We start from the raw sequence: 18,699 nt of genomic DNA, 5'->3' as shown, positions 1-18,699 counted from the left end.
GGGCGGAGTGGCAGGCGGGATCGCTTGACTGGGTTGGGCGTTGCGAAGGGGGGACCGGTGCCGCCGTGCGGCCTGCGATTGGGCGGAGTGGAAGGGCAGGGTAAGATGCGGCAGCGAAGGGCGGACGTATCGGGCGGAGCGGCAGGCCAAATCGTATGGCCGGGTCGGGCCGGGCGGGGCAGGGGCCTGCGGCAGGGCAGGATCGGGCAGGAAGCGCCGCGTGGGAGAGCCGCGCAGGGCACACCCGCCCGGGCCGGGTCAGGCCGGCACGCGCAGCACGCGCGGCACCTTGAATTCCACCCGTTCCTGCGCCGTTTCGACCGTTTCGACGGTCACCTCGTAATCGGTGCGGAAGGCGTCGACCACCTCGCGGACCAGCTCTTCGGGGGCCGAGGCCCCGGCGGTGATGCCAAGCGCCGAGATCCCCTGCAGCGCCCGCCAGTCGATATCGGTGGCGCGCTGGACCAGCTGGGCATAGGCACAGCCCTCGCGGGCGCCAACCTCGACCAGGCGCTTGGAATTCGACGAATTGGGCGCGCCGACCACCAGCATGGCATCGACCTTGGACGCGATGGCCTTGACCGATTCCTGGCGGTTGGTCGTGGCGTAACAGATGTCTTCCTTGTGCGGCCCGATGATGGCCGGGAAGCGCGCGCGCAGGGCGGCGACGATGTCGGCCGTGTCGTCGACCGACAGGGTGGTCTGGGTGACATAGGCCAGGTGCTCGGGGTCGCGCACATCGACCTTGGCCACGTCATCGACGGTTTCCACCAGCAGGACCTCGCCATCGGGCAGCTGGCCCATTGTGCCGATGGTCTCGGGATGGCCGGCATGGCCGATCATGATCATCTGCAGCCCGGCCTCGGAATGGCGCTGTGCTTCGATATGGACCTTGCTGACCAGCGGGCAGGTCGCATCGACAAACAGCATCTCGCGCCGGCCGGCCTCGGCCGGCACCGATTTCGGCACGCCATGGGCCGAGAAGATCACCGGCCGGTCATCGGGGCAATCCTCAAGCTCTTCGACAAAGACCGCGCCCTTGTCGCGCAGCCCGTCGACGACGAACTTGTTGTGCACGATCTCGTGGCGCACGTAGACCGGCGCGCCCCATTTCTCCAGGGCCATCTCGACGATCTTGATGGCCCGGTCGACACCGGCGCAAAAGCCGCGCGGGGCGGCCAGGTAGATTGTCAGTGGAGGTTTGGTCATGCGTCAGATCTCCTTGCCCTACGACCTAGGCCGTCCGGCAGGGGAAATCCAGCCGGGCCTGCGCCTGCAGGCCCGGTTGCCGGTCATTTCAGTCAGGCGCTGCCGCCCGCAACCGAGATGTTGCGGTCCGACTGGTGTTCACGCGGCGGGCGGCCGATCACTTCCTTGAGCTCTTCGAGCTCGATGAAATTGTCGGCCTGGCGGCGCAGGTCGTCCGAGATCATCGGCGGCTGGCTGCGGATCGTCGACACGACGGATACCCGGACCCCCTGGCGTTGCAGGCTTTCGACCAGCGGCCGGAAGTCGCCATCGCCCGAGAACAGCACGATATGGTCGACGCGCGGGGCCAGTTCCATGGCATCGACGGCAAGCTCGATGTCCATGTTGCCCTTGACCTTGCGGCGTCCCATGCTGTCGGTGTATTCCTTGGCCGGCTTCGTCACCATGGTGAACCCATTGTAATGCAGCCAGTCGACCAGCGGCCGGATCGGGGAATATTCGTCGTTTTCAAGAAGCGCGGTATAGTAGAACGCCCGCAGCAGCTTGCCCCGACGCATGAATTCCATCCGGAGCAACTTGTAATCGATATCAAATCCAAGCGCCTTAGCTGCCGCATAAAGGTTTGACCCGTCGATGAACAGCGCAAGCCGTTCGTCTTTGTAAAACATCAATATGTCCTTCCGGTAGCCCGTTCGCCTTTAAATCAACTCAGTGGTCGTCAATAATCATCCGGCGGTACGGCCTTGCAAAAATAGAGGCTGAATTTGGGCGAGCAACCCTTGTAACCCTACGAAATAGTGAAAATCATGACCGACCTAGGGTCAAGCCTAATCATATGTCTCGGTGCAAACCTGCCATCACAAGTGGGCGCACCTGCCGAAACCCTTCGCAGCGCGGTGGCCGCGCTTGCGGGAAAGGGCTTTGAAATCAGGGCCGTCAGCCGGTTCTATGCCACGCCATGCTTCCCTGCGGGGGCCGGGCCAGACTATGTGAATGCCGCCCTGTCCGCTTGGACATGCATGTCACCTGACACAGTTCTCGCGGCACTTCACGACATCGAATCCGATTTCGGGCGCAACCGGAAGACGCGTTGGGGCCAGCGGACGCTGGATCTCGACCTGGTGGCCTGGGGGGGCCTGGTGCTGCCCGATCGTGCGGTGCACGACACCTGGCGGGCCCTGCCGCCCGACGAACAGCGCCTGGCCGCGCCGGACCGGCTGATCCTGCCGCATCCGCGGATCCAGGACCGGGCCTTTGTCCTGGTGCCGATGTTGGACATCGCCCCGGGCTGGCGCCATCCGGTGCTGGACAAGACGGTGGCCGGCATGCTGGCGGACCTGCCGCAGGACGACCGCGACGCGGTGCGGCCGCTTTGACGCGAAATCACCGCTTGTCAAGCGATAGATTCGGGTTTAGGCATGCGTTTCCGGCCCCGACATTTTCAGTACTGGAGTACTCTCATGGCCCGCGTGACGGTTGAAGACTGCGTTGACAAGGTTCCGAACCGGTTCGAGCTCGTCCTGCTCGCCGCACATCGTGCGCGCGAAGTGTCGTCGGGTGCCGCGATCACGGTCGACCGCGACAATGACAAGAACCCCATCGTTGCCCTGCGCGAGATCGCCGAGGAAACTCAGAGCGCCAGCGAGCTGCGTGAGCGCCTGATCGAATCGAACCAGAACCAGATCGAGGTCGACGAGCCCGAAGAGGACACGATGGCCCTGCTGATGGGCGCCGAGCCCGACAAGCCGGCCGAGGACGACATGTCCGAGGAAAAACTCCTGCGGGCCCTGATGGAGGCCCAGGGCCAGGGCTGACGCCCTGCCCCCGGAAGGCATGCGGACCAGATGATTGCAGCAGACGATCTGATTGCACTGGTCCGCAACTACAATCCCAAGACCAATGCAGCCCTGATCGCCGAGGCCTATGCCTTTGGCAAGGAGATGCACGACGGCCAGTTCCGCCAGTCGGGTGAGCCCTATTTCACCCATCCCGTGGCCGTGGCGGCGATCCTGACCGAACAGCGGCTGGATGATGCCACGATCATCACCGCCCTTCTGCACGACACGATCGAGGACACCAAGGCGTCCTACAAGGAAATCTCGGAGCGGTTCGGCCCCGAGGTGGCGATGCTTGTCGATGGCGTGACCAAGCTGACCAACCTGCAGCTGTCCAGCCGCGAGACCAAGCAGGCCGAGAATTTCCGCAAGCTCTTCATGGCCATGTCCAAGGATCTGCGGGTGATCCTGGTCAAGCTGGCCGACCGTCTGCACAATATGCGCACGATCAAGGCGATGCGCGCCGAGAAGCAGATGCAGAAGGCGCGCGAGACCATGGACATCTATGCGCCGCTGGCCGGGCGGATGGGCATGCAATGGATGCGCGAGGAACTCGAAGACCTGGCCTTTCGCGTGACCAATCCCGACGGGCGCCAGTCGATCATCCGGCGGTTCATCACCCTGCAACGCGAGACCGGCGATGTGATCCACCGCATCACCGGCGACATGCGCCACGAGCTCGACAAGGCCGGGATCGAGGCCGAGGTCTTTGGCCGGGCCAAGAAACCCTATTCGATCTGGCGCAAGATGCAGGAGAAGAAGCAGGGTTTCTCACGGCTGTCCGACATCTATGGGTTCCGGGTCATCACCACCCATGACGAGGATTGCTACCGCGCGCTTGGGGTCATCCACACGCGCTGGAAATCGGTGCCGGGGCGGTTCAAGGATTACATCAGCCAGCCCAAGTCCAACGGCTATCGGTCGATCCATACCACCGTGTCGGGCCGCGACGGCAAGCGGGTCGAGGTCCAGATCCGCACCCGCCAGATGCATGACGTGGCCGAAACCGGCGTGGCCGCCCATTGGTCCTATCGCGACGGCGTGCGGGCCGAGAACCCCTTTGCCGTCGATCCGGCCAAGTGGATCTCGTCGCTGACCGAACAGTTCGACGCCGAGGAAGATCACGAGGATTTTCTCGAAGCCGTCAAGCTGGAGATGTATTCCGACCAGGTCTTCTGCTTCACGCCCAAGGGCGACGTGATCAAGCTGCCCCGGGGCGCCACGCCGATCGATTATGCCTATGCCATCCACACCCGGATCGGCGCGGCCTGCGTGGGGGCCAAGGTCGATGGCATCCGCGTGCCGCTCTGGACCCGGCTGAAGAACGGCCAGAGCTGCGAGATCATCACCGCCGAGGGCCAGACGCCCCAGGCGTCCTGGCTGGAAATCGCCACCACGGGCAAGGCCCGCACGGCCATCCGCCGGGCCCTGCGCGAAGCCGACCGCGAACGCTTTGTGCGGCTGGGCCGCGAACTGGCCCGGTCGGCCTTTGAACATGTCGGGCGCAAGGCCACAGACAAGGTGCTGGAAACCGCCGCCCGCCACCTGCGGCTGGACGGGCGCGAAACGCTGCTGGCCCGGCTGGGCAGCGCCGAACTGACCACCCACGAGGTTGTCCAGGCCGTCTATCCCGAGCTGACCGCCGACGAGGATGACGGGATCGAACCGCGCCGGGCGGTGATCGGGCTGGAGCCCGGCCAGAGCTTTGAACGCGCGCCCTGCTGCCAGCCGCTGCCGGGCGAGCGCATCATCGGCATCACCTCGCGCGGCAAGGGCGTTGTCGTGCATGCCATCGATTGCGAGCGGCTGAGCGATTTCGAAGACCAGCCCGAGCGCTGGGTCGACCTGCACTGGGAAGCCGGCACGCATCCGGCGGCCTACGAGGCGACGATCGACGTGACCATCGGAAACGATGCCGGGGTACTGGGGCGAATCTGCACATTGATCGGAGAGAAGAAGGCCAATATCTCGGATCTGAACTTTGTGGATCGGAAACCGGATTTTTACCGCCTACATGTGCATGTAGAGCTGCGTGACATCGAGCAGCTGCATTCATTGATGCTGATGCTGGAAGCAGAAAGCGACGTGGCCTCGGTGGCCCGGTTCCGCGAACCGGCACGACAGGACATGGCGGCGCGCTGAGGCGTCGGTCGAGCGGGAAGGGGTGCCTGCGTCGTGTTCAAACGACGAAACAGAAGGGGAGTGCTGCGGCAGGCGGCGGATTTCGTCTATCCGCCGGGCGGATGGGGGCGTGCGTTCCTCTATGTCCAGCACCGCGTGCGCCGGCTGCCCGACAAGCCCGAGCGCATCGCGCGGGGCATCTGGGCCGGGGTGTTCACGGCCTTTACCCCGTTCTACGGCCTGCATTTCCTGATCGCCGCCCTGGTGGCCCGGCTGATGAACGGCAACATCCTGGCCGCCCTGACCGGCACGTTCTTCGGCAATCCGCTGACCTATGTGCCGATCGGCGCGGTGTCGCTGGAAACCGGCCATTTCCTGCTGGGCACCCGGGCCCGGCATGACACCGGCCGCAGCTTCGGGGGCAAGTTCGCCGATGCCTGGGGTGATCTCTACCACAATTTCTTTGCGCTCTTCACCGATGCGCGGGCCGATTGGTCGGGGCTGACCGTGTTCTATCACGAGATCTTCGTGCCCTACCTGGTCGGTGGGCTGCTGCCCGGGATCATCTGCGCGACGGTGGCCTATTACCTGACCGTGCCGGTCATCCGGGCCTACCAGAGCCGCCGCGCCGCGCGCATCCGCAAGAAATTCGACGACATCAAGGCCAATGCCGCGGCGGCGCAGGAAAGGACGGCTGACGTCCGGTCCGATGCGCGCTAGAAGCGGGTCAGCATTCGACGGCAGGAGTATCCAATGTCTGCAACCGGCCAGCTGCGCCTTGGCGTGAACATCGACCACGTGGCCACCGTGCGCAATGCCCGCGGCGGCGCCTATCCCGACCCGCTGCGCGCCGCGCGCATCGCCGAGGCCGCCGGGGCCGATGGCATCACCGCCCACCTGCGCGAAGACCGCCGCCACATCTCGGACGCCGATATCGACGGGCTGATGGACACGCTGACCGTGCCGCTCAATTTCGAGATGGCCGCCACGGCCGAGATGCAGGCCATCGCCCTGCGCCACAAGCCCCATGCCGTGTGCATCGTGCCCGAACGGCGCGAGGAGCGCACGACCGAAGGCGGGCTGGAAGTGGCCCGCGAGGAAAACCGCCTGGCCCATTTCATCGCGCCCCTGCGCGAGGCCGGCTGCCGGGTGTCGATCTTCATCGCCGCCGACCGCCGCCAGATCGAGGCCGCCCACCGCATCGGCGCCCAGGTCATCGAGCTGCACACCGGGGCCTATTGCGACGCCCATGCCGAGGGCCGGTTCGACGACCGCGACCGCGAGCTGGCGTCCCTGCGCGAGATGTCGGCTTTTGCCCATTCGCTGGGGCTGGAGGTTCATGCCGGCCACGGGCTGACCTACGAGACGGTGCAGCCGGTCGCGGCCTTTCCCGAGGTGATGGAGCTGAACATCGGCCATTTCCTGATCGGCGAGGCGATCTTCCTGGGGCTCGACCCGGCCATCCGCGAGATGCGCCGGCTGATGGACGAGGCCCGGGCGTGACGGCTGCCAGAATTTTCCCGGAAAATTCTCGATCCAGAAAATTCGCGGAATTTTCCGGGCGCGGATCGGCATGATCCTGGGTATCGGCACCGATCTTGCCAATATCGACCGGATCGCCGCCACGCTCGACCGGTTCGGCGACCGGTTCCGCAACCGGGTCTTCACCGAGACCGAACAGCGCAAGGCCGAGCGCCGCAAGGACACGCCGGGCACCTATGCCAAGCGATGGGCCGCCAAGGAAGCCTGTTCCAAGGCCCTTGGCACAGGCCTGCGCATGGGCATTGCCTGGCGCGACATGGCCGTGTCGAACCTCGACACTGGCCAGCCGGTCATGGAAGTCACCGGCTGGGCCCGCGAGCGGCTGGCGGCCATGACCCCGCCGGGCTACGAGGCGATCATCCATGTCACGCTGACCGACGACCACCCCTGGGCACAAGCCTTCGTGATCATCGAGGCCAGGCCGCGCGCCGCGGCTGCCGGCCCGGGTTGACTTGCGCCAGCCGCGCCCGCATGAACCCCGCACCGGACCCCTGACGGAGAGCCTCATGGCCGAAAAGACCCAAACCGGAAACGCCATTGTCGAAACGATCAAGACCATTGTCTATGCGCTCCTGATCGCCGGAGTCTTCCGCACGCTGTTCTTCCAGCCCTTCTGGATTCCCTCCGGGTCGATGAAGGAAACCCTGCTGATCGGCGACTTCCTCTTCGTCAACAAGATGGCTTACGGCTATTCCTATGCCTCGTGTCCCTCGGTCATCATCCCGCGTTTCGGGGTCGATATCGACGCCGAGGATCTCTGCGGTTTCACCAAGGGCAACAACACGCGCCTGTTCGGCGGCGAACCCGAGCGTGGCGATGTCGTTGTCTTCCGCCACCCGGTCACGGGCCGCGATTTCATCAAGCGCCTGATCGGCCTGCCGGGCGACAAGATCCAGGTCCGCGAGGGGCTGCTTTACATCAACGGAGAGCCGGTCCAGGTCGCCGATGACGGCACGTTCGACGAGATCATGGCCCCCCAGGGACCCCAGGGCCTGCGCCCGCGCTGTGAAAACGGCCCCGTCGGCGATGGCGGCACCTGCATCAAGTCGCGCCAGGTCGAAACCCTGCCCAACGGCGTGTCGCACACGATCCTGAATATCGCCAACACCTCGGTCGACAACACCGGCATCTACACGGTGCCCGCCGACCACTTCTTCTTCATGGGTGACAACCGCGACAATTCCACCGACAGCCGCGTGCCCCAGACCGCCGGCGGCGTGGGCTTCGTGCCCCGCGAGAACCTGATCGGCCGGGCGGATCGCATCATGTTCTCCTCGGCGGGCCGGTCCATGCTGTTCTTCTGGACCTGGCGCGGCGACCGTTTCTTCAAGGCGATCGAGTGAAACTGGCGGCGGACCTGAAGGCATTCGAAGAGCGGATCGGGCACCGGTTCGCCAACCCCGAGCTGTTGCTGCAGGCCCTGACCCACGGGTCCATCGCCACCGCCACGCGGCCCGACAACCAGCGGCTGGAATTCCTCGGCGACCGCGTGCTGGGCCTGGCCATGGCCACGGCCCTGCTCGATGCCGACCCCCGCGCCCGCGAGGGCCAGCTGGCCCCGCGGTTCAACGCCCTGGTCCGCAAGGAGGCTTGCGCCGACGTGGCCCGCCAGATCGGCCTGGGCGACGTGCTGAAACTGGGCCGGTCCGAGATGCTCTCGGGCGGGCGGCGCAAGGAAGCCCTGCTGGCCGACGGGCTCGAAGCGCTGATTGCCGCGGTTTACGTGGATGCCGGGTTCGAGGCCGCCCAGGCCTTTGTCCTGCGCCATTGGGGCGAGCGGGTCGGCCGGGTCGAGGACGATGCCCGCGATCCCAAGACCGCCTTGCAGGAATGGGCCCAGGCCCGGGGCCAGACCCCGCCCAGCTATGTCGAAAAGGCCCGGTCGGGCCCGGACCATGCGCCGCGTTTCACCATTGCCGTCCGGCTGGCCGATGGCACCGAGGCCCAGGCCGAGGCCGGGTCGAAACGCCAGGCCGAACAGGCTGCGGCCAAGGTTCTGCTGGCCCGGCTGAACGGCGCCTGAGCCGCGTATTCTGCAAAGTCGATGGATCGAAGCGGCGCAGCCGCTTGGTCCTCTGCGCCGTAAGGCGATTTGCCTTTGAACAGCCGCCCCAGCGCAGAGCGGTGTCCATCCTGCCTGTCAGATCAATCCCACCTGCCCGCGCCCGAAGGGCGCCTGCCGTGGCGCAGGGCGTCAGCCCTGCCGGGGTGGTACCAGCGCGCCGCCGGAGGCGGGCGAGCGGGCGTCGCGGCTGACGCCCACGACCAGCGCAGCGACATAGCGGTCGGGCTGTTCCTGGACAAAGGCAAAGGCCCCGTCGCCGGCCGCCTGGGCAATCCGGTCGGCCCCGTTCAGCGTGTCGCGTTCGGCCCCGCGCTCGTTGTAAGGCGCGACCGAGCGGAACAGGTATTCCGACAGCGCATCGGGAAAGAACACCTGGCTGGTCAGCACGGTGTTTTCGTCCAGGAAGACCTTGTAGTGAATGTGGGTCGTCCGCCCGCGATACCAGCCGGGATAGATCGTGCGGAAGGTCGCGATGCCCCGGGCATCGCTGGCCTGTGTCCCGCGCAGGAAGGTCTGGTCGCCGGTATCGGCCCGCGCATCGCTGCCCTGGCCCGCAAAGCCCGAGTAATTCCCCAGCGCGTCGCAATGCCAGATATCCACCCGCGCGCCTTCGATCGGCCGGCATTCGGTGTCGACCACCTGCAGCTTCATCTCAAGCCCGACGCCCTGGCGGTCTTCGGTGATATCCGCGCGCACCAGGCCGGGATCGACGTAATAGGGTCCTTCGGTCACCTCGGGCGTCAGGATGCAGGCATTGGGCGCGATCAGCCCGGCATCCTGGGCCTCGGCCCGGGCGGCGGTGGTTGCCGCGCCAAAGCCGGTGACGGCGAAGGGAGAGAGGGCAAATCCGCGCAGGAGGGCCCGCCGCGACCGGTCGGGCGTCCCGCTGAACAGGGAAGACAGTGGCAAGGGGATTGTCCTTCTTCTTTTTCTTCTTCATTTGACGGGCAAACGACTGCGTGCCGGGCTTCCGTCGCGGACCGGCCTGAATGGTCCCGTGATGGGCGGAATGGCGCGCGGGCGCGGGCGCACTGGATTCGCGCGCCCTTTTCCCTTAGACCTGCAACGCCTGAACCCAGAGATCCGTTCCCTATGACCACACGAGCCGGCTTTGTCGCCCTGATCGGAGAGCCCAACGCGGGCAAATCCACGCTTCTCAACCGCATGGTGGGGGCGAAGGTGTCGATCGTGACCCACAAGGTGCAAACCACCCGGGCGCGCATCCGGGGCGTGGCGATGGAAGGCGACAGCCAGATCGTCTTTGTCGACACCCCGGGGCTGTTCCGCCCGCGCCGGCGTCTGGACCGGGCGATGGTCGCCGCGGCCTGGGGCGGGGCGGCCGATGCCGACATCATTGTCATGCTGGTCGAGGCCCACAGGGGCGTGACCGAAGGGGTCGAACAAATCCTCGAGAACCTGGCCGAAGTGGCCGGCGACCGGCCCGTGGCCCTGGCCATCAACAAGATCGACCGGGTGAAATCGGACGTGCTGCTGGGCCTGACCAAGGATCTCAACGATCGGTTCGGTTTCGTGCAGACCTACCTGATCTCGGCCGAGAAGGGCTATGGCGTGGACGATCTGCGCAAATGGCTGGCGGCCGAATTGCCCGAAAGCCCCTGGCTCTATCCCGAGGACCAGATCGCCGATCTGCCCATGCGCATGATCGCGGCCGAGATGACGCGGGAAAAGCTGACCCTGCGGTTGCACCAGGAACTGCCCTACCAGCTGACCGTCGAGACCGAGAGCTGGCAGGAGCGCAAGGACGGCTCGGCCCGGGTCGACCAGATGATCTATGTGGCGCGCGACGGCCACAAGGGCATCGTGCTGGGCAAGAAGGGCGAGACGATCAAGGCGATCTCGCAGCTGGCCCGCGAGGAGCTGGAAGAATTCCTGGGACGCAAGGTGCACCTGTTCCTGCAGGTCAAGGTGCGCGAGAAATGGATGGACGAGGCCGAGCGTTATTCCGAGATGGGCCTGGATTTCAAGGACGGCAGCGAATGATCCGGCCAGCCCGGCCACGCTCCCGCCCGCCCACCCCCGCGTGCCCGGGCTGGCCGGCGGCCGGGGCCCGGCGATGCGCCTGACCACGGGCTTCTGGGTATCGGCCTATCGCCAGATCCTGTCGCTGAACGGCATTCCGGCCTTTGTCGTGGCCCATGGCGACGACACCGCCGGGGCCGTGCTGATCAAGCTGAACACGCTGGACGGTCAGGCCGTGCTTTACCAGCGCAGCGTCGACCTGATGACCGGCGCGCGCCGGTGGGTGGAGCTGGCCCAGGGGGACGAGGCCGACGTTGACGGCTCGGTGGCGCGCCAGCGCAGCTTTGACCCTGATCTCTGGGTGGTCGAGGTCGAAGACCGCCAGGGCCGCCATTTCCTCGACGATCCGGCCCTGGAATAGCCCTTGGACTGGCGCGATACCGGCATTCTCCTGCGCACGCGCAGGCATGGCGAGACCTCGGTGATCCTGGACGTGTTCACCGAAAGCCGGGGGCGACATGCCGGGGTCTTGCGCGGGGGCACGTCGCGGCGGATCGCGCCGATCCTACAACCGGGGGCGCAGCTGGATGTCAGTTGGCGGGCCCGGCTCGAAGACCACATTGGCAGCTATACGGTCGAACCCCAGCGCAGCCGGGCGGCGGCGGCCATGTCGGGCCGGCTGGCCCTGGCCGGGCTGAACGCGGTGACCGGCCTGCTGGCCTTTTGCCTCCCGGAACGCCAGCCCCATGCCGCGCTCTACGGGCGGACCGAACGGCTGCTGGACCTGCTGGGCGAAGACGAGATCTGGCCGCTGGCCTACCTGCGCTGGGAACTGGCCCTGCTCGACGAGATGGGCTTTGGCCTGGACCTGGCGACCTGTGCCGTGACCGGCAGCAGCGATGACCTGGCCTATGTCTCGCCGCGCACCGGGCGGGCGGTGTCGCGGGCCGGGGCGGGGGAATGGGCCGACCGGCTGCTGCCATTGCCGCCCTGCCTGCGCGGGCTGGGCGAGGCGCCCGATGCCGAGGTGGCCCAGGGGCTGGCCGTGACCGGCCATTTCCTCGATCGCCACCTGGCGCCCGAGTTGGGCGACAAGCCGTTGCCCGATGCCCGGGCGCGGTTCATCGCGGCCTTTACTCGGCGGCTGTAAAGACCATCTGGCGGTCACCGCCATCGCTGAGGATCAGCATGCCATCCTTGCGCGCGGCCAGGCGCATGTCGGCCAGGGCATCCAGAAAGACCTGTTCCTGGGCCATGTCCGGGCAGGCCATGCGCGTGGCCATCAGCACGCCGGTGCGGAACTCGGGGAAATCGCCGTCCTGCGGGCCGGAGTAATTGTTGCACACGGCCTTGCCCGCGACCTGGCCATCCTGGGGAAAGCGCAGGGTGGCCGTGGCTTCGAAGGGCACGGTGTCGAGCATGACCAGCACCCATGTCGTGTCGCGGTCTGCATAGGGATCGGCGGGAGCGGCCTCCTGGGCCGGGGCGGCCGTGGCGCCCAGAGCCAGGGCCAGGGCGGCGGGGAGCAGGGTGGGGGCGGTCAGGCGAAACTTGGTCATGTCGGGTTACTCGCTTGCAATCGGGAAACGGCCGGGGCCGGTGGCACAGAGATGGGGATCCGGTCAGGTCCGGTCCAGCATGTCGTTGTCGACAAGGAACCGGGCCGAGGCGCGGATGGCCTCGGTGGCATCGGAGAATTCGATGCCCATGTCCTGGCGCGCGCGGGTGTTCGACACCGCGTCACGCCGGCCCCAATTGGCCACGATGCCCCGCACCTCGACCTTGAAGAGGCCAATCAGTTTCATCACGAACTTGGGTGCCAGCCGGTTCGGGATGCGCCGGTCGGGGTAATCCTGGCGCAGCAGGGCGGCCAGTTCGAGGAAGGACATCAGGTTTTCCGACGACAGGTAGCGCTTGCCCTCGGTCTGGGGCATGTCGATGGCCAGGACATGCATCCGGGCCACGTCCTGGACATCGACGAAGGGCAGGCTGAGGTCGGGCAGGGCCGGATCGGTGCCCGACAGAAGCCGGGCCAGGATGTTGAGCGACGAGGGCACCTGGGTCGTGCCCAGCGGCGGGCCCATGACGAAGGACGGGTTGATCGCCGTGATCCGCGCCTCGGGGGCTTCGGTCTGGTTCCAGTCCCACAGCGCCCGTTCGGCCAGGGTCTTGGACTTGGTATAGGGGTTCAGATGCGGCCGGTCGGGCACCGTCCAGTCGCTTTCGTCGAATTCCTCGCCGTTCTCGTGGCCGTCGGCGCCCATGATCGCGGCCATGGACGAGGTGACGACCATGCGCCGGACACCGGCGGCATAGGCGGCCTTGCAGGCCCGCAGCGTGCCGCCGATGGCGGTGGTCACAAAGCTGTCGTCGACCGTGATCTTGCCGTTGGGCACCGGCGAGGCCGTGTGCATCAGCACGTCGATCCCCTGCATCGCCGCGTCCCAGCCGGCATCGGCGTTCAGGTCCAGCTGGACCAGGCGCAACCGGTCCAGCGCCGCCGGGTCGGCCAGCGCCGGGCCGATCGCCCCGCGCAGCTCGGCCTCGGCGGCCAGGTTGCGCACCGAGCCCACGACATGATGGCCATCGTCCAGCAACATGCGGATGATGTGGCGCGCGATATAGCCCGTCGCGCCGGTGACAAGAACATTGTGCAGGGGCATGGCATCCGGTCCGATCGTTGATGTCGCCGGTATCCTAGCAAATGGCCGCCGGATTGATAGCACCGCGCGGCCCCACGCCGGGCCGTTCCGCCGCCGATTGTCGGCGCTTGCCCCGGGCGTTACCCTTGCGGTCCAGGCGCCCGCGCCCCGGGCCCCCGCAGCAAGGACATCCCGATGGAATCGATCTATGGCGATCTGAAACAGCTGGGCGGCGATACCCGCCTGCCCGACAGCCCCGAGGCGGCCGAGCTGGAGCGCGTGCAGAACCCCCAGGGTGACGTGGCCTATTGCGTGCGCTTCACCGCCCCGGAATTCACCTCGCTCTGCCCGATGACCGGCCAGCCGGATTTTGCCCATCTGGTCATCGATTACGTGCCCGGGCCCTGGCTGGTGGAAAGCAAGTCGCTCAAGCTCTACCTCGGGTCCTTCCGCAACCATGGCGCCTTTCACGAGGATTGCACCATATCCATCGGCCGCCGGCTGGCCGAATTCCTCGAACCCCAATGGCTGCGCATCGGCGGCTATTGGTATCCGCGCGGCGGCATTCCCATCGATGTCTTCTGGCAGACCGGGCCCCTGCCGCAGGATGTCTGGATTCCCGACCAGGGCGTGCCACCCTACCGCGGGCGCGGCTAGGGCGCTCAGGCCCGGAAGGCCTCGTCTGTGATGCGCCGGGCCAGGGCGGCGTCGAGCGGCTGATCGTTCAGCAGCCGATACCAGAACGCCCCGTGGATGAAGGCCGACAGCATCCCGGTGTCCCGGTCGGCGGCCAGTTCGCCGGAGGCTTGGGCCTCTTGCAACAGCTCGGTCACGATGGCCTCGCGCGGCAGGACAAAGCGGTCGCGGAAGGTCGCGCGGAAGGCCGGATCTTCCTGGGCTGCGGCGATCACCGCCCGTAGCGTGTCGCCATCGCGCGCCAGGTGGACAAAGAGCGCTTCGAGGAAGCGCAGCAGCGCGGTGTGGTGGTCAGGATCGGCCACCGGCGCGGGAACATGGGCGAAACTGTCGTCGTGGAAGGCGTCGAGCACCAGCTCGGCCTTGGTTTTCCAGCGGTTGTAGAGCGTCTGGCGCGACACCCCGGCCTCGGCGATGATCGCGCTGATGCTCACTGCCGCATAGCCCCGTTCGCGCACCAGCCGCAGGGCGGTGGCCTTCAGGCGGGCCGATGCCCCGGCATCGCGCGGCCGGCCCGGTGATTTCTCGGTCACTTCACGCTCCCTTCACTTTCCTGCCCGATCCCGGGGCAAACGCCCCGTCCGGGTCACTGTGCCCATATGCGCAAGGGCTGTGCCCGCTTGCGCTTGAATAATAGACCGTAGTCTATAAATAGCATCCAACGCCGGTGTAGCCCGGCCCCGTCCTTCGATACCAGAGCCTCTTGATGCCAAATCCTCTCCCTTCGTCTCCCCCGGCCCGAGCCGGGCTGATCACCGCCGTTCTTGCCCTGTTGTCGGCCTTTCCGCCGGTGGCCACCGACATGTACCTTTCGGCGATGGACGATCTGTCCCACGCGCTGAACGCCTCTGATGCGGCGACCGAAATGTCGCTGTCGCTGTTCTTTCTGGGGCTTTGCGTCGGCCAGCTGATCATGGGGCCGCTGATCGACGGGTTCGGGCGCAAGGGCCCGCTGCTGGCCGGGGTGGCGCTGTTCACCGTCACGTCGATCCTGCTGTTGCTGACCCGCGACGTGGTGCTGTTCAACACCCTGCGGTTCTTCCAGGCCATCGGTGCCTGCGCCGGCATGGTCGTCGGCCGGGCGGTGGTCAATGACCTCTACAAGGGCCGCGAGGCCGCCCGCGTGCTGACCCTGCTGGTCATGCTGATGACCCTGGGGCCGATCCTGTCGCCCTTCCTGGGCAGCCTGATGCTGACGGCCTTCGGCTGGGAATCGATCTTTGGCCTGATGGTCGCCCTGGGCGTGCTGGCCTTTCTGCTGGCCCGGTTCATCCTGCCCGAAACCCTGCCGGTTGACGCCCGCGCCCCGCGTCCGGCCCGCCGTGCCCTGGCCGTGGCCCGCGACCTGCTGACCCGCCGGGGGTTCATCCTGCCAGCACTGACGGCGGCGCTGGTCCAGGCGGCGATGTTTGCCTTCATCACCGGGTCGTCGGGCCTGTTCCAGGGCGGGTTCGGCCTGTCCAGCACGGGCTATGGCCTGTTCTTCGCCCTGATCGCCACGGCCCTGCTGCTGGCCGGCAAGCTCAACACCCGGCTGCTCGATCGCCACGCCCCGGCGGCCATCGTCGGCCTGGCCCTGCCGCTCTTTGCCCTGGCCGGCGGCGCGCTGGTGCTGCTGTCGGGCATCAGCCTGCTGTGGGTCTTTGCCGTGCCGCTGTGGCTGGCCATCGGGCTGGTCGGGCTGCTGTCGGCCAACCTGATGGCCATCGCGATGGAGGCCAGCACCGAAGGCGCCGGGGTCGGTTCGGCCCTGCTGGGCGGCATCCAGTTCTCGGTGGCCTTCCTCTGTTCCGCCGGCGTGGCCCTGGGCGGCAGTTCGAACGGCCTGGCCATGGCGCTGGGGATCTTTCTGCCCGGGCTGATGGCCCTGGGAATCTGGACCTGCCACTGCCGCGCCGCGGCCAGCCCGGCCCGGGGCTGACCTCCGCCGGGGCAGGGGGGGAGAACGGACAAAAGCCGCCAGCGCGGCTTTTGTCGTCGGGCGGGTTGGCCGGATCAGCCCAGCAGGCGCCGGGCGATGACCTGGGCCTGGATCTCGGCCGCACCTTCGAAGATGTTCAGGATGCGGGCGTCACAGAGCACGCGGCTGATCTTGTATTCCAGCGCGAACCCGTTGCCCCCGTGGATCTGCAACCCGTTGTCGGCCGCCGCCCAGGCAACCCGTGCGCCCAGCAGCTTGGCCATGCCGGCCTCGACATCGCAGCGGTGGCCGTGATCCTTTTCATAGGCCGAGAAATAGGTCAGCTGGCGGGCGATGGTGATTTCCACGGCCATCATGGCCAGCTTGTTGGCCACGCGGGGGAATTCGATCAGCGATTTGCCGAATTGCTTGCGCTCCTCGGCATATTGCATCGAGATGTCCAACGCCGATTGCGCCACCCCGATGGCCCGTGCCGCGGTCTGGATGCGGGCCGATTCAAAGGTCTCCATGAGCTGCTTGAAGCCCTTGCCCTCTTCGCCGCCCAGCAGGTTCTCGCCCTTCACGTGGAAGCCGTCGAAGCCCAGCTCGTATTCCTTCATGCCCCGGTAGCCCAGCACTTCGATCTCGCCGCCGGTCATGCCCTCGGTCGGGAAGGGGGCGTCGTCGGTGCCCGGCGTCTTTTCGGCCAGGAACATGGACAGGCCCTTGTAATCGGTGGTGTCCGGGTCCGTCCGCGCCAGCAGGGTCATGACATGGGTGCGCGCAGCATGGGTGATCCAGGTCTTGTTGCCGGTCACCTTGTAATCGCCGTTCTCGTCCTTGACCGCCCGCGTCCGCAGCGACCCCAGGTCCGACCCGGTGTTCGGCTCGGTGAAAACGGCCGTCGGCAGGATTTCCCCGCTGGCCAGCCGCGGCAGCCAGCTGGCCTTCTGCGCCTCGGTCCCCCCGGCCATGATCAGCTCGGCCGCGATTTCCGACCGCGTGCCCAGGCTGCCGACGCCGATATAACCCCGCGACAGCTCTTCGGACACCACGACCATCGATGCCTTGGACAGGCCGAAGCCCCCGTGCTCTTCCGGGATGGTCAGCCCGAAGACGCCCATTTCGGCAAGCTCCTCGATGACATCCATCGGGATCAGCTCGTCCTTCAGGTGCCATTCATGGGCATGCGGCTCGACCTTGTCGACGGCATAGCGGCGGAATTGCTCGCGGATCATCTCGAGCTCTTCATCCAGCCCCGACGCGCCAAAGATCGTCTCGGCCTGGCGTTCGCGCATCAGCTCGACCAGCCGCATCCGCGCCGCCTGGCTGTTGCCAGACCGGCTCAGGGTCACCACGGCCGCCTGCGACAGCCCGTCCATGTCCTGCGCGCCCAGCCCAAGATCCTGCAGGCGCAGGATCTCGCCCTGGCTCATCGGGATGCCGCCCTGGATCTGGCCCAGGTATTCGCCAAAGGCGATCTGGTGCATCAACTGCTCCATCTCGCCGAACTTGCCCTCGGCCACCAGCTTTTCGGCCCAGGCCTGCATCTGCCGCAGCACCTGCACATAGGTCGCCAGCCAGGCAAAGCCGTGGCTGGCCGTCTGGTGCGTCTCGACCAGCCGGGCCGACACCCGCCCGCCGTCCGACACCAGCGCCCGCAGCGTCTCGCGGGCACGGTCCAGGATCTTCTCGGCCGGGGCCACCGCCGCGCCGGTCAGGGTCAGGAGATCAGGCAGCAGCACCTGTGCTTCGGAAGTCGGGTCGATCTGTCCGTCATGAGCCATGAATCACATCCTTTTCTCGCGCTGACCCATCTAGGACGTTCGCAGTTGCAGCGCAACAAAAATTCACGAACGGCAATTTTGATGATCTAAAATTGCGCACCTGATTTCTGCGGCATTCCCCGCCCTGCGATGCTAAAGCCTTGCCCATGGCCGATTTCATTCCCTTCCTCTCCCCCGCCCAGCTGGTGCTTGCCTTTCTCGTCGGCCTGGTCGCCGGCACGGTGAAGGGCCTGGTCGGTTTTGCCATGCCGATGGTCCTGGTCTCGGGGCTCAACCTCTTCCTGCCAACGGATATTTCCCTGGCCGGGCTGATCCTGCCGACCCTTGTCACCAATGGCATACAGGCCCTGCGCCAGGGGCTCGGCGCGGCCTGGGCCTCGGTTCGGCGTTTCCGCATCTTCCTGGGAATCGGCGCGGTCTTCCTGTTCTCCAGCGCCCAGCTCGTGCGGGTCCTGCCGGGCTCGGTCATGCTGCTGATGATCGGCCTGCCCATCACCCTCTTCGCCGCGTCGCAGCTACTGGGCCGCCAACTGCGCCTGTCTTCCCCCAGCGCCCGGACCGAGGCCATCGTCGCCGCCATTGCCGGGTTCATCGGCGGCTTCTCGGGGGTCTGGGGCCCGCCGACCGTAGCTTACCTGACGGCCCTGAACACCGAGAAATCCGAGCAGATGCGCGTCCAGGGCGTGATCTACGGGCTCGGCGCCGTTGCCCTGACCGCCGCCCATCTCACCTCGGGCGTGCTGCGTGCCGAAACGCTGCCGTTCTCGGCCATCATGATCCTGCCCGCCGTCACCGGCCTCTTCATCGGCCAGGCCCTGCACGACCGCATCGACCAGGACGTCTTTCGCCGCGCCACCCTGGCCGTGCTCACCATCGCCGGCCTCAGCCTCATCTGGCGCGGCCTCGCCGGCTGATCCTGCTT

At 66.7% G+C, this 18,699-nt stretch carries 21 protein-coding genes; 14 read left to right on the top strand and 7 right to left on the bottom strand.

Annotated elements, in window-relative coordinates:
- Nucleotides 1-258: 258 nt before the first annotated feature.
- Nucleotides 259-1,209 carry a 4-hydroxy-3-methylbut-2-enyl diphosphate reductase gene (ispH, locus tag ACK3BB_RS21520; RefSeq protein WP_428926680.1) on the bottom strand — a complete coding sequence of 317 codons (951 nt, stop codon included), beginning with the start codon at nucleotides 1,207-1,209 and terminating at the stop codon, nucleotides 259-261.
- 92 nt (nucleotides 1,210-1,301) lie between these two features.
- Nucleotides 1,302-1,877: an NYN domain-containing protein gene (locus ACK3BB_RS21515; protein WP_428926679.1), complete on the bottom strand. Its 576-nt coding sequence runs from the start codon at nucleotides 1,875-1,877 to the stop codon at nucleotides 1,302-1,304.
- A 138-nt stretch (nucleotides 1,878-2,015) separates the two neighbouring features.
- Between ACK3BB_RS21515 and folK the strand changes: the two genes are divergently transcribed.
- From folK to rnc, 8 genes are all read left to right on the top strand, one after another.
- Nucleotides 2,016-2,585: a 2-amino-4-hydroxy-6-hydroxymethyldihydropteridine diphosphokinase gene (folK, locus tag ACK3BB_RS21510; RefSeq protein WP_428928784.1), complete on the top strand. Its 570-nt coding sequence runs from the start codon at nucleotides 2,016-2,018 to the stop codon at nucleotides 2,583-2,585.
- Nucleotides 2,586-2,669: 84 nt separating this feature from the next.
- Nucleotides 2,670-3,023, top strand: coding sequence for a DNA-directed RNA polymerase subunit omega (gene rpoZ / locus ACK3BB_RS21505; RefSeq protein WP_428926678.1), 354 nt, complete (start codon nucleotides 2,670-2,672; stop codon nucleotides 3,021-3,023).
- 30 nt (nucleotides 3,024-3,053) lie between these two features.
- Nucleotides 3,054-5,186: a RelA/SpoT family protein gene (locus ACK3BB_RS21500; RefSeq protein ID WP_428926677.1), complete on the top strand. Its 2,133-nt coding sequence runs from the start codon at nucleotides 3,054-3,056 to the stop codon at nucleotides 5,184-5,186.
- Between the two features lie 60 nt (nucleotides 5,187-5,246).
- Nucleotides 5,247-5,885 carry a DUF2062 domain-containing protein gene (locus ACK3BB_RS21495; protein WP_428926676.1) on the top strand — a complete coding sequence of 213 codons (639 nt, stop codon included), beginning with the start codon at nucleotides 5,247-5,249 and terminating at the stop codon, nucleotides 5,883-5,885.
- A gap of 33 nt (nucleotides 5,886-5,918) precedes the next feature.
- Nucleotides 5,919-6,668 (top strand): pyridoxine 5'-phosphate synthase, encoded by a 750-nt coding sequence (locus ACK3BB_RS21490; RefSeq protein WP_428926675.1) that lies wholly within the window; start codon nucleotides 5,919-5,921, stop codon nucleotides 6,666-6,668.
- A gap of 70 nt (nucleotides 6,669-6,738) precedes the next feature.
- Entirely contained in the window at nucleotides 6,739-7,158 is a 420-nt protein-coding gene (gene acpS / locus ACK3BB_RS21485) for a holo-ACP synthase (protein WP_428926674.1), read from the top strand.
- Nucleotides 7,159-7,213: 55 nt separating this feature from the next.
- On the top strand, nucleotides 7,214-8,050 hold the full coding sequence (lepB, locus tag ACK3BB_RS21480) for a signal peptidase I (RefSeq protein ID WP_428926673.1): 837 nt from the start codon (nucleotides 7,214-7,216) through the stop codon (nucleotides 8,048-8,050).
- A complete protein-coding gene (gene rnc, locus ACK3BB_RS21475) occupies nucleotides 8,047-8,730 on the top strand; it encodes a ribonuclease III (RefSeq protein WP_428926672.1) in 684 nt (227 codons plus the stop codon). The genes lepB and rnc overlap by 4 nt, the downstream gene beginning before the upstream one ends.
- A gap of 171 nt (nucleotides 8,731-8,901) precedes the next feature.
- Here the strand turns inward: rnc and ACK3BB_RS21470 are convergent, their stop codons facing one another.
- The gene (locus ACK3BB_RS21470) at nucleotides 8,902-9,681 is read right to left on the bottom strand and encodes an intradiol ring-cleavage dioxygenase (protein ID WP_428926671.1); all 780 of its coding nucleotides are present in this window, start codon (nucleotides 9,679-9,681) and stop codon (nucleotides 8,902-8,904) included.
- A 183-nt stretch (nucleotides 9,682-9,864) separates the two neighbouring features.
- On the opposite strand from ACK3BB_RS21470, the gene era reads away from it, so the two are divergent.
- The 3 genes from era to recO all read left to right on the top strand — a co-directional run bounded on the left by era (nucleotide 9,865) and on the right by recO (nucleotide 11,902).
- Nucleotides 9,865-10,773, top strand: a complete 909-nt coding sequence (gene era, locus ACK3BB_RS21465; protein ID WP_428926670.1) for a GTPase Era — start codon at nucleotides 9,865-9,867, stop codon at nucleotides 10,771-10,773.
- 73 nt (nucleotides 10,774-10,846) lie between these two features.
- On the top strand, nucleotides 10,847-11,173 hold the full coding sequence (locus tag ACK3BB_RS21460; protein WP_428926669.1) for a DUF1491 family protein: 327 nt from the start codon (nucleotides 10,847-10,849) through the stop codon (nucleotides 11,171-11,173).
- Between the two features lie 3 nt (nucleotides 11,174-11,176).
- Nucleotides 11,177-11,902 (top strand): DNA repair protein RecO, encoded by a 726-nt coding sequence (recO, locus tag ACK3BB_RS21455; protein ID WP_428926668.1) that lies wholly within the window; start codon nucleotides 11,177-11,179, stop codon nucleotides 11,900-11,902.
- Here recO and ACK3BB_RS21450 read toward each other — a convergent pair.
- Nucleotides 11,886-12,311 carry an META domain-containing protein gene (locus ACK3BB_RS21450; protein ID WP_428926667.1) on the bottom strand — a complete coding sequence of 142 codons (426 nt, stop codon included), beginning with the start codon at nucleotides 12,309-12,311 and terminating at the stop codon, nucleotides 11,886-11,888. The genes recO and ACK3BB_RS21450 overlap by 17 nt on opposite strands.
- Before the next feature lie 63 nt (nucleotides 12,312-12,374).
- Nucleotides 12,375-13,415, bottom strand: coding sequence for an NAD-dependent epimerase/dehydratase family protein (locus ACK3BB_RS21445; RefSeq protein WP_428926666.1), 1,041 nt, complete (start codon nucleotides 13,413-13,415; stop codon nucleotides 12,375-12,377).
- Between the two features lie 174 nt (nucleotides 13,416-13,589).
- On the opposite strand from ACK3BB_RS21445, the gene queF reads away from it, so the two are divergent.
- Nucleotides 13,590-14,051: a preQ(1) synthase gene (gene queF, locus ACK3BB_RS21440; protein ID WP_428926665.1), complete on the top strand. Its 462-nt coding sequence runs from the start codon at nucleotides 13,590-13,592 to the stop codon at nucleotides 14,049-14,051.
- 5 nt (nucleotides 14,052-14,056) lie between these two features.
- On the opposite strand, the gene ACK3BB_RS21435 is transcribed toward queF, so the two are convergent.
- Nucleotides 14,057-14,623 (bottom strand): TetR/AcrR family transcriptional regulator, encoded by a 567-nt coding sequence (locus ACK3BB_RS21435; protein ID WP_428926664.1) that lies wholly within the window; start codon nucleotides 14,621-14,623, stop codon nucleotides 14,057-14,059.
- 173 nt (nucleotides 14,624-14,796) lie between these two features.
- Between ACK3BB_RS21435 and ACK3BB_RS21430 the strand changes: the two genes are divergently transcribed.
- The gene (locus tag ACK3BB_RS21430) at nucleotides 14,797-16,011 is read left to right on the top strand and encodes a multidrug effflux MFS transporter (RefSeq protein WP_428926663.1); all 1,215 of its coding nucleotides are present in this window, start codon (nucleotides 14,797-14,799) and stop codon (nucleotides 16,009-16,011) included.
- Between the two features lie 74 nt (nucleotides 16,012-16,085).
- On the opposite strand, the gene ACK3BB_RS21425 is transcribed toward ACK3BB_RS21430, so the two are convergent.
- Nucleotides 16,086-17,777: an acyl-CoA dehydrogenase family protein gene (locus ACK3BB_RS21425; RefSeq protein WP_428926662.1), complete on the bottom strand. Its 1,692-nt coding sequence runs from the start codon at nucleotides 17,775-17,777 to the stop codon at nucleotides 16,086-16,088.
- Nucleotides 17,778-17,923: 146 nt separating this feature from the next.
- Here ACK3BB_RS21425 and ACK3BB_RS21420 point away from each other — a divergent pair, with 146 nt between their 5' ends.
- Entirely contained in the window at nucleotides 17,924-18,691 is a 768-nt protein-coding gene (locus tag ACK3BB_RS21420) for a sulfite exporter TauE/SafE family protein (RefSeq protein ID WP_428926661.1), read from the top strand.
- The last annotated feature ends 8 nt before the right edge of the window (nucleotides 18,692-18,699 follow it).

Origin of the sequence: Marinibacterium sp. SX1 (assembly GCF_050389775.1) — a bacterium.
GTDB lineage: Bacteria > Pseudomonadota > Alphaproteobacteria > Rhodobacterales > Rhodobacteraceae > Marinibacterium.
Note: the sequence above shows the minus strand (reverse complement) of the source record. Positions and strands in the feature narration are given on the sequence as shown.